The organism is Thalassomonas actiniarum, assembly GCF_000948975.2.
In the GTDB taxonomy this organism is placed as follows: Bacteria; Pseudomonadota; Gammaproteobacteria; order Enterobacterales; family Alteromonadaceae; genus Thalassomonas; species Thalassomonas actiniarum.
Genome location: NZ_CP059736.1, coordinates 750,039 through 764,985 on the forward strand (window position 1 = coordinate 750,039; position 14,947 = coordinate 764,985).

General features: G+C 51.3%; 13 protein-coding genes. 5 read left to right on the forward strand and 8 right to left on the reverse strand.

The window, feature by feature from the left end; genetic code table 11:
- Positions 1–134 precede the first annotated feature (134 nt).
- Together hmpA and SG35_RS31500 are read left to right on the forward strand one after the other, a co-directional pair.
- Positions 135–1,316 (forward strand): NO-inducible flavohemoprotein, encoded by a 1,182-nt coding sequence (hmpA, locus tag SG35_RS31495; protein ID WP_044831112.1) that lies wholly within the window; start codon positions 135–137, stop codon positions 1,314–1,316.
- Between the two features lie 93 nt (positions 1,317–1,409).
- Positions 1,410–1,961, forward strand: a complete 552-nt coding sequence (locus tag SG35_RS31500; RefSeq protein WP_053042804.1) for an HPP family protein — start codon at positions 1,410–1,412, stop codon at positions 1,959–1,961.
- 183 nt (positions 1,962–2,144) lie between these two features.
- Here SG35_RS31500 and SG35_RS31505 read toward each other — a convergent pair whose 3' ends face one another.
- Complete coding sequence (locus SG35_RS31505) at positions 2,145–2,489, reverse strand: hypothetical protein (protein ID WP_044831113.1); 345 nt, start codon at positions 2,487–2,489, stop codon at positions 2,145–2,147.
- 47 nt (positions 2,490–2,536) lie between these two features.
- Positions 2,537–3,172: a DsbA family protein gene (locus tag SG35_RS31510; RefSeq protein WP_044831114.1), complete on the reverse strand. Its 636-nt coding sequence runs from the start codon at positions 3,170–3,172 to the stop codon at positions 2,537–2,539.
- Positions 3,173–3,507: 335 nt separating this feature from the next.
- Between SG35_RS31510 and SG35_RS31515 the strand changes: the two genes are divergently transcribed.
- On the forward strand, positions 3,508–4,695 hold the full coding sequence (locus tag SG35_RS31515; RefSeq protein ID WP_044831115.1) for a glycosyltransferase: 1,188 nt from the start codon (positions 3,508–3,510) through the stop codon (positions 4,693–4,695).
- A gap of 71 nt (positions 4,696–4,766) precedes the next feature.
- Here the strand turns inward: SG35_RS31515 and SG35_RS31520 are convergent, their stop codons facing one another.
- From SG35_RS31520 to SG35_RS31545, 6 genes are all read right to left on the reverse strand, one after another.
- Positions 4,767–5,594 carry a Stf0 family sulfotransferase gene (locus SG35_RS31520; protein WP_044831116.1) on the reverse strand — a complete coding sequence of 276 codons (828 nt, stop codon included), beginning with the start codon at positions 5,592–5,594 and terminating at the stop codon, positions 4,767–4,769.
- A 52-nt stretch (positions 5,595–5,646) separates the two neighbouring features.
- The gene (locus SG35_RS31525) at positions 5,647–7,188 is read right to left on the reverse strand and encodes a class I adenylate-forming enzyme family protein (protein ID WP_053042805.1); all 1,542 of its coding nucleotides are present in this window, start codon (positions 7,186–7,188) and stop codon (positions 5,647–5,649) included.
- Positions 7,189–7,290: 102 nt separating this feature from the next.
- Positions 7,291–8,088, reverse strand: a complete 798-nt coding sequence (locus tag SG35_RS31530) for a nucleotidyltransferase domain-containing protein (RefSeq protein WP_044831117.1) — start codon at positions 8,086–8,088, stop codon at positions 7,291–7,293.
- The gene (locus tag SG35_RS31535; protein ID WP_044831118.1) at positions 8,078–9,937 is read right to left on the reverse strand and encodes an alpha/beta hydrolase; all 1,860 of its coding nucleotides are present in this window, start codon (positions 9,935–9,937) and stop codon (positions 8,078–8,080) included. Before SG35_RS31535 ends, SG35_RS31530 begins: the two co-directional genes overlap by 11 nt.
- Positions 9,930–11,114 (reverse strand): glycosyltransferase, encoded by a 1,185-nt coding sequence (locus tag SG35_RS31540; RefSeq protein WP_044831119.1) that lies wholly within the window; start codon positions 11,112–11,114, stop codon positions 9,930–9,932. Before SG35_RS31540 ends, SG35_RS31535 begins: the two co-directional genes overlap by 8 nt.
- A gap of 55 nt (positions 11,115–11,169) precedes the next feature.
- Positions 11,170–12,636 carry a 4-hydroxyphenylacetate 3-hydroxylase family protein gene (locus tag SG35_RS31545; protein WP_044831212.1) on the reverse strand — a complete coding sequence of 489 codons (1,467 nt, stop codon included), beginning with the start codon at positions 12,634–12,636 and terminating at the stop codon, positions 11,170–11,172.
- A 603-nt stretch (positions 12,637–13,239) separates the two neighbouring features.
- Here SG35_RS31545 and SG35_RS31550 point away from each other — a divergent pair.
- On the forward strand, positions 13,240–14,055 hold the full coding sequence (locus tag SG35_RS31550) for a cupin domain-containing protein (protein WP_044831120.1): 816 nt from the start codon (positions 13,240–13,242) through the stop codon (positions 14,053–14,055).
- Entirely contained in the window at positions 14,042–14,878 is an 837-nt protein-coding gene (locus tag SG35_RS31555; RefSeq protein ID WP_044831121.1) for a hypothetical protein, read from the forward strand. Before SG35_RS31550 ends, SG35_RS31555 begins: the two co-directional genes overlap by 14 nt.
- The last annotated feature ends 69 nt before the right edge of the window (positions 14,879–14,947 follow it).

The window sequence follows — 14,947 nt, forward strand, 5'->3', positions numbered from 1 at the left end:
ACATATGTTTTGAGCTGGGTTAAATTAACCTGAATTTGTTTTATGTTCTTAAAAATCAATACAATAACAAGTTGGCATATTCTGTGTAATAACCCTGTCAGCAGTAAATTATTTTATCCTGAAAGGAATATATCTTGTTAGACGCTCAAACCATTGAAATCATCAAATCCACAGTTCCTGTTTTAAAAGTGCATGCCGACGACATTACCAAGGCATTTTACCCGCTACTGTTTTCCCAGCACCCTGATGTCGTGCCTTATTTCAATCAAACCAACCAGGGCAAGGGCACCCAGCCAAAAGCCCTGGCCAATGCTGTTGTTGCCTATGGCGCCAATATTGATGCCTTGGGCAATTTAAGTGAAACGGTGAGTAAAATAGTACAAAAGCATGTGGCACTCGGCATTGAGCCGTCGCAATACGATGCTGTCGGCAGTTGCTTATTGCAGGCGATAAAAGCGGTATTAGGCGATGCCGCCACCGAAGAGATTATTACCGCCTGGGGTAAAGCCTATGGCCAGCTGGCTGAGCTGCTTATAACCGCGGAAGAATCTCTTTATGCGGAAAATGAAAGTAAACCGGGGGGATGGCGTGGTGAGCGTGAGTTTACTTTGGCCAAGCGCGTTGATGAAAGCGCGGTGATCACCTCTTTCTATTTCGAGCCGGTAGACGGTAAAGGCGTACCCCTGTTCGAACCGGGACAATTTCTGACCATTATTTTAGATGATGTCGACGGTGCCCGGCTGAGAAGAAATTACAGCTTGTCAGATGCGCCCGGCAGCCACTATTTGCGTATCAGCGTAAAACGCGAACCGGACGGGGCGGTATCAAACCACCTGCACAATAACCTTAATCCCGGAGACAGGGTTAAACTGACACATCCCAGCGGAGATTTTACCTTACGTAAAAACAACAAGCCGTTAGTGCTGTTAACCGGCGGTGTCGGTATTACCCCTGCCATCAGTATGCTCAACAGTGAAGCGGGATCCGGGCGGGATATACGTTTTATCCATGCGGCATTAAACTCGGATGTACATGCCTTTAAAGCACATGTTGATCAATTGGCATCTTTGCACGATCATATTTCGCCTTTATATGTATACAGTAACCCGGAAGAAAACTGTCAGCCCCACGCCACAGGTTTTATTACCGAAGAATTAGTTGCCCGGCAATTACCACAAGACCGCGATGTCGAATTATATTTTCTCGGCCCGGTGCCCTTTATGCGGGCGGCGCTGAAAATAGCCAAGAACCTCGGCTTACCTGATGCTCAGGTACATTATGAGTTTTTTGGTCCGAGTGAAGAGTTAATCGCTTAAACAGGCATTTTCTAATGATGAACGGCAGGAGCCAGGCAAAAACCGGGTTTTGGCAAACGGACTTGCCTGGCTCCTGAGACAGCGAATATCTTAATGAAAACAAAGCTACCTGCCTGGTGGAAAACGCTGGGCATACAAGATGCCACGGCAGCAAGGGAGCAATTGCTCCTCGCCCTCGGTGGATTTTTAAGTATTTTTATTGTTTTTCTGATCAGCTATAAAGTTACCGGCCTTAAAGGGGCCGGAGCCATTTTACCTTCAATGGGAGCGGCAATAGTATTATTAATGGCAGCGCCCAAAGCAATTTTTTCCCGGCCCTGGGCCTTATTTACCGGTAATGTATTATCAGCCGTCGTCGGCGTTTGCTGTTACCAGTGGATAGGAGATAATTTTATTGCCGCCGGCAGCGCCGTTGGTTTGGCTATGCTGGTGATGTTCGCTAGCCGATGTCTCCATCCCCCGGGTGGGGCAACGGCATTAGCTGCCGTGGTGGGAGGAGATGTCATTCACGAACTAGGTTTTTATTATGTATTAACGCCGACCCTCCTGAATTGCCTTATTCTTTTTTTAGTCAGTTATAGCGTTAATCAGTTGATCGATAAGCGCCATTACCCTAAGCAGACGCAAACTTCAGGCACAAGTTGATGTTATTGAGAGCTGATAAAACTCCGCCGGTTTGCCGGTAACTTTCGATGCCGCATTATGCAAACCATTTAAGATTTTACAGACCAGTAAACTAACAGCAAAACAAAGGGCTACTCATGTCGAAGCTGATGGTAACCCGGTGATCTTGACTCATGGAGCCGGGCTAAGGTTTTGTCCGGTATATCAATGGTTGAAACGGTGAGTCCACTTACCATTGTTTTCTTTCTGGCAGTTTTCTTCGGTATCGAACCTTACCCGTTGTTTGATATCCCGAATCTTGAACCCGGCAGATGCCAGCTCTTTATCGATTAAACCGATCAGGTAGGTATCCTTGTGCCCGGCTCTGGCATCAAGAAGTTCGCTATTGGTATTAAAAACGCAGACCACAGCAAGGGAGCCGGGGAATGCGTTGTAATTGACAAAATGTGTTAACCAGACAAAACCGGCCACCTCTTCAAGGGCTGTTTCACAAACCTGAGTCAGCGCCTCTCTCAGCATTTTATCTAACTTCTTGTCGCTTTTTTTCATATCGTTGCTACCTGAGTGCGCACTACCGCATTTATCCTTGCCGGCAATTATAAAAGATCTGATGTCTTGTTTTGCAAATGGCTTATGGTATTGTCATAGCTGGTTTGCCAGTGATGGTAATCAAGTGCAACCGGCAGTTGCCGGTCATCCGTTTCCAATACCAGTGACGGAAAGCCCCGGATAGGCAAGTTCCTGGCAGCGGTAATTTCATCCATTAATTTTTGCTCAATGTCGCGACTAGTCAGCTGCTCTTTAAATAAGGTTTTATCAAGACCTATTGCGGCAGCAAGATCAGCCAGGGTGTCGAGATCAGAAGGGTTTTTCGCCTGCAGGTAATAGGCTTGCTGAATGGCCAGGTACATGGCCTGCTCTTTACCATATTTTCGGGCGATGATCACTGCCCGGCATGCCGGGTAGGTTGAACGCCTTGGACGGCAACGGGACCAGAAATCAAAATTAAACTCTGTGCCCAGTTGTTGGGAAATTTTATGCCAGGTTTGCTGTAAAAATGTTTGCATCTCATCGGGCATAGGGACATCACTATCCGGTGCCAATCCTCCGAGGAGATATTGGATCTCTACCGTCGTTTTCAGCTTTTCCTGTAAGCGCTGCCAGGTGGGGCGATAACCCCAGCACCAGCTGCACATAGGATCGTAAACATAATATAAAACAGGTTTTTTCATAAAATTATTCAGTTGAACCGCACATGTTGAAAGTTAAGCACTCGCCAGGCACTGCCTTTACCAAGCGTAAAATGCATAGGGCAGGACAATCATACTTATTATTGCCGCGCTTGTATGCCGAAGAATCTCCGGTATTCGATTTATACGACTAAATCTTGTTAATAATATGATAATAAATTAATAATATTTTGCTTCTTATGTGGTTATTAGCAATAATGGATTGCTCAAAGGCTTGGCCTGTTGATGAGCTGAATTTGCTTGTACGGCAAGTATTGATGCCCTGGTATTGTCTGGGTGTTATGCCAGCAGTAGATATTAAATGAAGGAGAATTTATATGGGATTGACTGTTGCTATTTTGGGTAAGTTTCCGCCTATTTCCGGTCAAGTGAGTACCTTGAATCTGTGGTTAGCCAATGGATTAGCTGAAAAGGGGGCAAAGGTTGTTGTTTGTACCGACGCCTATTACCCGCGCAAACAGTCGATACGCGCATCGCGCGATGATAGTGACTCCGATATCTGGCGTGAACTTCATCCCGGTGTTTCTGTGGTTTATGCACCCCATTTGAGTGATTCGGTATTTCTGCCATTTTCCGAGCTGGGTTATGTTTCCTATCTGGCGCAGGCACGAAAGACCATTTTGGAGCACAAACCCGATGTGATCTTCTCCCATTATCTGGAACCCTACGCCCTGGCCGGCAGTCAGATTGCGGATGAGTTGGGGATCCCGCATGTGGTGACCCATGCCGGCAGTGACATTGTCCGTTTGTGCGGCTCGGAAGACTTGCAGGCCTTATACCGCTCGGTATTGAAAAATGTCACCTATTTTGTCCCCAAATCCCGGATTGCCGGGGATGTTTTCTCCGCTTATTGTCCCACCCGTACGGTATCTCCCTATTTGCCGGATCCCAGGTATTTTAACAGCAGCAACAAAGCCGGTACCCAGGATTGGGGCAATCAGGATGAGCCTGTTTTTGGTTTTTACGGCAAGTTTGTCCACGGCAAAAAACTTGACGATATTATCCAGGCATTTCGCCACTATCGCCAAAGGTACGGCAAAGGCCGGTTATTGTTTGTCGGCGGGGAGATCGGCGGTAAATTCCATCTCCGCGAATATGTTGATGAGTCCCAAGAAGAGGCGATTGAGGTTCGCCGCTTTATCCCTAACTGGGAAGTTCCGCGCTTCCTCAACAGTTTAACGTGTCTGGTTTATACCAAGTCCAGTTATAAAGTGGCGCAACATGCGGCGATCATCTTGCGTGAAGCTGTTGCCTGTAACACCCCTGTGATTGCCACTCAGGAATCCCTGCTCGGCTGTCCGGACTCCCTGCTGGAATATGCGCAATTTAATTTTGTTGAACCCGATGCCGGGGCAGAGGCGCTCAGTTTTGCCATGGCTGAAATGGTGGAAGTTGGCCGCAGCACTGAAAAAGCAGGTCATGAAGAATATTTTCAGCGCGGTTACGCACAATATGTGGATTCCTGGTACCAGTGTCTGCTTGATGCCGCGGCCCGGAAAAAGTAAACGAGCAAAAATCAGTGGTTTAATGGGGGGCAGGGGGCCTGCCCTTTAGCCGAGCGGATATATCACTTAACCTAAGTTGCTGCGGGAAAAGTCCCCGACCAGTTGCCGACATAACCGGGAAAGTCGGCGCTCAGAGCCTGCATATCCATGTCCCGGTAACCAAGGCGTTGAAAGTCTTCGTTAAAGCGCTGCTGCCAGATTTTACTTTCCTTGTTACCCTGCACATGAATTTCCGGCAGGGTCACGGGAGCGCTGTCTCTATTATCCGCCCCCAGAAAGGCCCGGATGTTATCAGTTGTGCTGTCGGGATCTTTTGCCAGCTCTTCATAAGTGACAGATAGGGTTTTGCTTTTTTGTCCGCTTAAATACTGCTGCCAGCCCTCTTCCTGCCAGCGCAGATACTCACGACATTTAAGAATATGCCGGTAAACATATTTAGGTTGCTGCTTTTTTTCGGCGCTGGCAACCCAGGAATGGGTTTGCATCGACCGCGACAATGACACTGCCTGGGCGGTTTTGTTATCCCGGGTAAGAAAGACATAAGCCGTAGGGGCAAGTGCCTGCAGCATTTCAGGGTGAGCCGCTTGTAGCGCCACTCGGTGCGACCAGAATAATTTACAACCAAAGATACCGTTGGCTGATGTGCGCCATGTTTTCAGCTGTTCCAGGTATTCGCGGCTGTTTTGCGCCCCGAATCGACGGGCCAGTTGATGGCGGTAAGGCAGGTTCAGATACTCGGTAGGGCCGCCGAGCACGCCGGTTTGCCATAACTTCAGGCCAAGCAGGGTGCTGCCGCTGCGCGGTGTGGTGGCAATCATATAGGAGCTCAGCGGTTTGCCAGACCGCCGGGCATAGTCATAATGTTTGCTATAAAGATCATTAAGATGTCCGATCGACATTATCAAATTTCCTGTGTTTCTTTAGCGGCTGTTGCTATTTTTAAACCCAAATTTAGCATTGGTAGGCGAATTCAAGTTGAGTATGGGACTTGAGCTTTTGCCGGTGCAGTTTGCCGGTTGATGTCCTTGGCAAGCTGGAAACAAATTCTATTTGCTTGATATGGTGAGAGGGGGTTTGCTCGAAAGCCTGGCTTACCGTTGTAAGGATTTCATCGCGTATGCGCCGGGTTGGCCGTGTCCCCTCAACCAATAAGATAAAGGCTTTAAGCTGGATCACCCCATCGCTGTCGGGATGACCCACCACCACAGATTCGGCAACCTTGTCCACTTTCTGGATTTCGGCTTCAACGCTAAGCGGGTTAACCCAGTCGCCGCAGCCTACTTTTAGCAGATCGTCGCGCCGTCCCTGGAGAAAATAATAACCGTCCTGATCCCGGGTGAAGAGATCTCCGGTACGCACCCAGCCATCGCGAATGCGCTCAGCAGTGGCTACCGGGTCTTGCCAATATTCCCGGCAGACACTGTCTCCCTTAAACCAGAGCTCGCCGGTTTCACCGTCTTTAACCGGGGTCATTTCAGGGCCGCTAAGCAGCTGCACCTCATAACCTGCCAGGGGTTTACCCAGGCTGCCAGGTTTTGAGGCATCCGGGGTATTGGAAATAAAAATAGCATTGGCTTCCGTGGTGCCGTAGCCGTCGAGCAGGGGCACGCCGGGAAAAACCTCTTGCCAGCGCTGCGCCAGTGTCGGGCTTAATTTTTCACCGGCAACAACCGCCAGTCTCAGCTTGTTAAACGGGCCGTCGGGGCCGCTTTCCAGCATGGCTACCAGGTTTCTCGGCTGCCCGATAAAAATCGTTGGCGGCTGCAGCCGGGCATTATGCTCAAGCACTTCCTGTGTCGGTACCGGCTCTATCAGTATCGAAGCGGAGCCGGATAATAAGGGAAAGACCAGGTTGCAGCCCAGGGCGTAACCAAAAGAAAGTTTAGGTACGCACAGCACCACATCGTCACTTTGATATTTCAGTACCGGGTCAGCATAGGCCTTGGCACAGTGTAAAAGATCGATATGACGGTGGGGAATGCCTTTTGCCGGCCCGGTAGAGCCTGAGCTGAATAAGATATAGGCGAGATCATCACCGCTGCGCTCAACCACTTCAAAGGGGGCATCGGCGGTATCACGGGGAAATGGTACACGGCTTTGGCAGTCGATAAAGAGCAATTGGCAGTTTTCAAGCGCTTCAAGGGAAGAGCTCGTTGCTGCCAGGGCAAGCTTACAGTCGGTTTTATCTATGATATGCTGGGCTGCCTGCTGCGACAGCCCAGGGGCGGCCGGAACGGCAACGGCGCCGACCGACATGATACCGAAGAAGGCGCCGACAAAACCGATAGAATCTGGCATCGCCATCAGCACCCGCTCTCCCGGGTTAATACCAAGGGCGATAAGTTGCCTGGCGTAGCCGGCGGCGATATCCGCTACTTCCCGGTAGCTGAATGCCTGTCCGTCAATCAGTAAAGCCGTACGATCTGCTTGGCGCTTTGCCTGCTCAAACAAGGCGGTTATCGCCAGGTTTTTCGCGCTTTGTGTTTTATTCATCTTGCTAAATATCTCCAGTTTTCGCCTTGTTCACCCGCCTGTTCCCTTGAGCCCGTAGCGCAGGGGATGGCTGGCAAGTGCTGCGCCGTTAGTTCTGCACTTTTACCGTTTTGGCTGCAGCCTGCTGTTATTTTCAAAACCTGTCATCAGCCAGCCGCCAACGGGAGTGAGAATATCACGCGCCAATAAAGCAAGGGCCTGAGGTTTATTCTCCAGCAGCTCATGGTAGGCCTGGCGCAAGCGCCGGTTAATCTCAGGCGCCGCCGCTTCCAGGTGGTTGGCCAGGTGCTTGCCGCGGTGGGAAAAAGCCCCTTGCTGTTTGAGCAGTAAAGCAGAGAGCGGCGCAAACAGTGCCATGCCCGCCATCAGCGCCTGATCCTCTGTCTTACTGCGGCACAGCTCAGAAACCAGGCTGGTGACCGATGAACGGATAATATTGATTTGTTGTGCTGACGGGGCGTCCGGCCCGGTTTCAAGCAGGGCACTTGCTGCCTGCCTGGCCTGTGTGCTGCCTTGCCATTTATCGATAACCACCTCACCCAGGGCTAAAGCGCTGACGATCCAGTCATTGCCGCTATGTCGGGCATTGGCCAATAACTCCTGGATATGATCGGCGCCGGTCTCGATAACATCGAGGCAGTAGCCCTGGTGCGAAGCGATATGCTTGCGGATGCCGTCAAAGTTTTTGCGCACCACCATAACATCTATATCCGAGTAGGCAGTCATTTTTCCTGTGGTGGCGGAGCCGTGGATAAGCAGCAAGATCACATCAGGGATTTGCGCTTGGATATATTCACTGACCAGGGCCTTGAGTGCCTGAGCGGACAGAGATTTTTTTTGGCTTGCGCTGTCGGGGTAGATTTCCGCCAGCAGTGTCGCCATAGTGTCACTATGATGCATTGACCAGCTCCTCTTGTGTTGTTGCCTGTATCTGCCCGGAAAGATCCCGGATAAAGCTATGCAAGCTGGTTAACAGGGTTTGCCAGCCTTCATGGCTCTGGAAAATATGGCCTTCGTTTTGTACCGTGACATAATGACAGTCCAAATCTTCCGGCAGGGACATCATAAAATCAGAGCTGTGCTGCGACGGCGATATCGGATCCCTTTGGCCGTGCACCAGCAATAACGGGGTATTGATTTTCGGGGCATAGCTATCCAGGGCGGCAGTTAGCGAGTTGTCTTCACTATAAAGGTGGCGCCACGGCTGTAACGGCGGTATATCCGCGCTATAGACAGGATTAATGAAAGCGGCGCCGTCAATATCGTTATCGGCCAGATAAGCCAGGGCGGGCAAGCAGCCGAGACTGGCAGCGACCAGAAAAACCGGGCCGCTGCAGCGCTTACGCAACTGTTTGATAGCGGCGTCTATGTCTGTCTGCGCCGCCCGGGCATAAATCCCTTGCCGAACCCGCTTATCGCTGCCGCTCCCCAGGGCACCGCTGCCGTTAAGGCCAAGCAGCAAGCCGTGCTCACCTGTCAGTGCCTGCAGCTCTGAGCGGATACTGTAATGATAAAAAAGCCGCTCCGGCCCATTGGCAAAGAACCTGTGGGGGCCCATGACGTACAGTATCGCAAAATCAGGTGTTTTTTCATTGCCCGAAAAGACCAGCGCACCGGCCGGATTTTTCTGTGTTTGTTGTTGATGCTGCTTATTATTTGGTGTTTGCGGGACTTGCAGCCGCTGTGGCAAACTTTCCTGTGACAGGGTCCAGCGAGGCGCGCTTTCCAAAGTCTCAACCACCCGGATATAGTCCAGGTCATTTAGCCAGATTGCCTCACAAGTCGCCAGGGCCTGGTCCCGGTAAAGGTAGCCGTCACGGCCCAGGCATTGGCTGCGCCGTGCTCCGGCCGTTCTCGCATCTTTACCGCTGACAATCACGGTTTGCCCGTTTGGCGACCAGGACATCAGGTCAGCTTCCAGTGAGGCAGCATTCAGGCGCTGTCTTTGGCCGTTTTCGTCAATCAGGTAGAGGCCGGATACCGTATCTAATTCGCCAAGCAGTGCTATGTTTTGGCTATCAAGCACCCGGCAGTTGATTTGCAGCTCGGCAATGCCTACCCCGGCTAAGTTGTCGAAAAACGTTTTATTGTCTTTGAGGCGAAGCAGGGTAAAACGGCATTTCCCTTTGATTGGGCGATCTCCCAGCGCCAGGAAAAGCCCGGTTTGTTTTGCGCCTTTTAAAGAGACTTTATCAATATCCCGGCCTTCAAGGGCATAGCGGTAAATTTCTTCGCCATCTGGCGTGACAACCAATAAGTTGTCCATAGCCTGTTTTGCCAGGTAAACCGCACCCCCGATGGCGGCAAGTGCAAGAATATCCCGGCCCACCAGTTGCGGTTGTTCTTCCCCCGGGCTATCCAGTGAGGGGCACTGGTATAGACTCTCTCCTGCCAGTACCAGCAAAGCACCGCTGTCATCATATACCAGCTGGCTGACGGGTTTAGAGAAACTGTGGGTTTTCAGCCCCCCCTGCAGATCTGACTCATGCACATTTAAAAACTGCGATACCGCCAGCCGTGTGCCATCCTGGTGCCAGGCCGTTAAGGTACCGTCAGCGGTAGGGATCAGCTTAGGGCTGCGCCATAAATTGCTCCGGGTAGTTTTTGTATTGAGGAAACATTGGCTTTCCATTTTTCCCTGCGGCGACCAGCCGACGACGATTTCTGCCCAGGCCTGGCCGCAAGGCGAGGAAGAAAGCGCCAGGTAAAACGGCAACTCCGGGCTGTTTTGGGGAGAAATGCTAGCCACAATTTTGCTCTCCCTGCCCGGCAACCAGGTTTTCGATCAGTACTACCGCAGCCGATGCCGGCGGCAGTTGGTAGATTTCATCGGCAATTTTTTCTGCCGTCTCTTTGAAGCTGCTGTTGGCCAAGACCTGGAGAATTCTGTCCCGGATATTGTCAACATTGACATCCCCCGGGGCAATCATGCGCCCGGCGCCGGTACGTTCGCAGGCTTGTGCGTTGCGCATCTGAACGGCGCCGCCGCGGGGGATCACGATCAGCGGCAGGCCGTGGGCAAGCGCCGATACGGTTGAGCCGCAACCGCCATGGCACACCACAGCGTCACAGTGGGGCAGCAGCTGTTCATGGGGGATATAGCGTTCGATATGTACATTGTCGCCATGGCTGCCCAGGGCCGATGGATCCAGGTTTTCACCGACAGTGATCACCAGGTTGACTCCCTTGCCTGACAGGCCGTTAATAATATCGAGATAGATATCCGGTGCGGTATTATAGGTGGCAACCGTACCAAAAGTAACGTGAACAACCGGGCCGTCAGGCATGGCGCTTAACCAGGCGGGCGCCGTCGGTTGCTTAAGTTTTTCCGGTACCGCGGGCTGGATGGAAAAGGCGGTCTCAAGCGACAGGCCAAAAGGGGTTTGTAACATAGGCGGACAGGGATCGAGATATAAGGTCTTGAATACGCCGCCGTTGGCTGGTGGTGTTACTCCGGATTCGAGCCAGAATTCATTTAAGGCATTCTCCAGGCGTTCAAGCTGAAAGGCCGCCCGCATCGGTGACGGCCAGCCAACGGCTACATTGGGCAGGCCAAGCAGGTGACCGGCAAGGGGCGCCGCATATTCGCCTTCTTCATGTAACAACACATCCGCCTGCCATTCTTGTGCGATTTCCATCAGGGGTTTTAGCATGGCCCGGGGGGCTATCTGGGAAAACATCCGCGCTGCTTTTTGATCCGGGCGCAACACTTCCTGGTTTGGCATTGGCTCATCGGCGGCGGCGATCAGGTCGTCCATGTCCATACCGGCGGCGACGGCTTTAAAGCCATCGCCGTTGATTTCCCCGTGAAAGCCGGGGGCAATGGCAAAAAGAATTTCATGGCCGGCCGCCGCCAGGGCTTTGACCGTGGGCAGCATAGGGTGATAATGGCCTAAAGCCGGGATGCTGGAACAGAGAATTTTCATGATTATCTTTCCTTTTGTTCTTTCCTTTGAAATAAGCGTGTCAGCAGGGCTGAAATTACACGGCTTGTGCGTTGTTAACTGTTGACGCCGCATCCGGTACCGGCTGTTCGCTGATAAGCTGGTCGATAACTCCCCTGAACTCCTGCCAGGGGGCTTCGCGGAAATTATGTCCGGCAAGGATCATCGAAGCGCCGGCGAAAAACTGCTCATATTGCAGCTGGCGTCCGGCAAATTCACTGCCTACCAGATCCCAGATCAGGCGTACCAGTTTCAGGCGCTCACCGGCATCTATGCTTGGTGTGGTCCAATAGTTATTAAACAACGCCGACATTTGCGGATCCTGAAAAATAGAATGATCCGCCGGCAGGTTAAATGCACCGCCGCCAAGCAGGGTACGCAGCTCAGCGATAAACTTGCTGTAATGCTCTACGCTCCAGTTCAGGGCGGCATACATCATCCTGCGGTTATAACCCATGTAGCCGTTGGCCCAGCTTTCTCCCGCCTGGATTTGCCCGGCGATCATGGCGGATAAGGCGGCTTCCTGGCCTACCAAACGCCCCAGGGTCTCGCGTATAACCGGGATCTCTTCAAGGTTGTTGGCGCTTACCAGGCGCTCTGCCAGGCCGAGTATGAAGCCGAGTTTGCTCTGGACCCGGACATTGGACTGGTGGTTACCATAGACATGGGCCGGGGTGTTGATATAGATAGCGCGCGCCAGCTGCGGATCGTTATGAACAAAGACCCGATCCCACGGGATAAAGACATCGTCAAAAATCAGCACAGAGTCGGTTTCGTCAAATTTTGTGCTCAAGGGGGCATCCCAGTGGTGTTTTACCGTGTTTTCATAGGGACGGCGCGCCCACATCGACAGGCCGGGGGTATTACAGGGCAGCGAAAAGGTGATGGCTTCTGCTTTGTGCTCGGGGGCCAGGGGAATAATATTGCCGACCCAGATCTCATCGGCGAGAATGGCGCCGGTTGCCAGCATCTTCATGCCGCGCACGATCACCCCGTCATCACGCTCGGCCACCACCTGGCAGCTTGGCGAAGAAATATTCGGTCGTTGGTAGAACTCGGGATCCCGGCTGGTTTGCGGCGGCACCACGGCATGGGCGAGAAAAATGTCTTTTTGCCGTAAAAAGTCGTAATAGCGGCTGATATTGTCGGCATAAGGGCCAAACATTTGTGGTGCCGTAGCCATCCCGGTGATAAAGCTGGAAACATAATCGAGAGATCTGCCCATCAGGCCGTGGTGGTAAGACGCCAGTGTACGGTGTGCCGAGGTGCGAAACTCCAGCTCTTCACGTGTCTGTGCCATCTTGTAATAAGTGCTGAAAGCTTCGCCGTTTTCGGTATAAGAAAGTCCGGCGTCTGCCCGTTTTTTGTCATAGATATCGGCAATGGTGCGTGCGCCATGGCGAAACGCGTCATGTTGGCTGACGTCCTCCACTTTTTCATTGCCGATATAGACAGTTCGCCCATCACGCAGACCCGAAAGATACTGCTCGCCAGATTTCAGCATAAATCTATTCCCCATTAAAATCACAGACAACCGCTGTTGCCCGATATTTCCTTATCAAATCCATATTTAATTTATGGCTATTAGTACGAAAAATAAGGTTTTTGCCTTAACAAATGTAACATTTGGGTTACATTTGTTTTTGGTTTCTAAGAGCCATTATGAGCACTAAACTCGGTTTGACGTTATAAATCAAGCCTTAAAGATTAAAAAAATGAAAATAAATATTTTTGATAAAAAGCGATTGACAGCATGTACGAAGTGTATAGGATGTTAATTGCATGTTACGCATGCGTTTTTAAATTAAGTAGAAAAATCAATATAAATAAGGAGATTAAATATGTCTTATCAAACAGCTGAAGTAATGGAAGAGTTGAAGGACTTCGCACTTGAGTCTAGCGACTCTTCTGAAAACCAAAACGGTGCAGAAGCTGGTTGTCTGTCTTGCTCTTAATAGCAAACTAGGCAGAACCTAAAGGTAAGTGAGTGTTGTTTTACCTTTTGGTATGACTTCGCTCACTTTATTGATTTTTATGTTTTACTTAACTTCTAATGGATAAGAGACCAGGCTTGGCCGCCTAAGGCAAGCAGGGGTTGGGAGGGACCATGACCAGGTTAGCTGACTTTGAGCAGTCCGTGCTCACCATTCTTTCTTCAAATCTTCAAGAGCAGGATAAAATTCCCCGGATACGTACCTTGATGAGGGAGGCACTTACCGGGTCTGAGTTTGTCATGTCCTGCATAGAGCGTGCCCTGGACCATTTCGAACAGGCACCGGATCTGAAACCGCAGCCGCCGCTGCTGGTATCGCTCGACCAACAGTTTGCCGCACATCTTATTTACTGGCCGCCGCACCATAAAAACAGTCCGCATATGCACTCCACCTGGGGGGTTACCGGGGTTTTCCATAATGAAATGGTGTTTGAAACCTATGACAATGCCGGCGATCTCGAACATCCAGAGCTGACGGTGGATAACCATATCGAAGCCGTCAAGGGAGAAACCGGGTACTTGCTGCCCTCGTGCATTCATAATGTTGCCAATGAAAGCGACAAACCCTCGGCAAGTCTGCACCTGTTCGGCACCGATGATATGCAGCGTCCGGCTGAGTGTACCACCGTATGGTTTGGCGACGCCACGCGCATGCCGGGAGAGTTGCGTCCCCGGGCGATGGCCATTTTTACCGATATTTTACTCGGCATTAGCGGCGAGGAAGCCGAAGCCCTGATGACCCGGGTTTTTGCTCTTGCCGGTAATAAAACCAAGTTGCGACTCGTCCAGGGACTTTCCGGGCGAAATATCGCCCTCAGTTACCGTCTCAGTGTTGCCCTTGAGCAAGCGCTTGAAGGGAGTGATCGGGAGCGCCTGGCGGCGATCAACAATAAATTATCCCAGCAGGTAGCCAGCCTTGAGCAAGCCTAATGATTATATGACTGCCGCTTTTCAGGCAGTGCTCGCCGATATCGCCACCAACGAGCAAAAAGCGAAACGTTATCTCGGACAGTGCGGCAGCGAGCTGCTTCCCGAGCAGCACCAAGCCTGCAAAGAAAGTTTAGCTGCGCTGTCGCCAACGGCGCGCAAACGCGTGACCTTGTTGGCTTCTTTGTTATCCGAGCGTCGGTTTAAGCGGATAGCCAATCTTTTACCCGCCTCCAGAGAAATGCTGGGGGATAATTTCAGCCACCCGTGGCAGAGCTATCAGCAGAGCGCGCCGCCGGGCATGCCCAGTGCAACTGAAGAAGCAGTGTCTTATGCCAATTTCCTGCAGAAATCCGCTCGGGAAAACAGCCTGCTTAAAGATGTTTTACGCTATGAAGCCGGTCTTAATGAAGTGTCCAGGAGACTGCTTCACAGGGATGAAAAAAGTGATACGCAAATGCAGGCACGGCCGCTGGCTCTGAGGGATTGTGTCAGCCTGTGCCCTTATGCGCTGGTGGAAACTTTCAGCCATGATGTGATCACGGCGGTCAAGCAACTCAGGGCCGGGGAAAGTGTTGCCAGTGAGCAGCAAACCAGCCAGTCGGTCATTTTCAGACCCAAAGAAGAAAGCGGGCTGGCGGTGGATGTTTCGATTATTCCAAACAAGCTGGCAAGCGTACTTGGCCGGGCATATAAAGCGGCCCCGGTGGCGGCCCTGGTGCGCGGGGAAGCTGCAGAAGTGCAGGCCAGCCTGATGCCTATGCTCGACTATTTAATGCGTGCCGGTGTTTTAAGGCTGAGCCCGTCTATGGTGCTGGTCACCTGACGGCGAAGATAACATGTGCTTTAAGTCAGCACCATCAATGAGTTTAATCTGTTAGTAACACACATATAG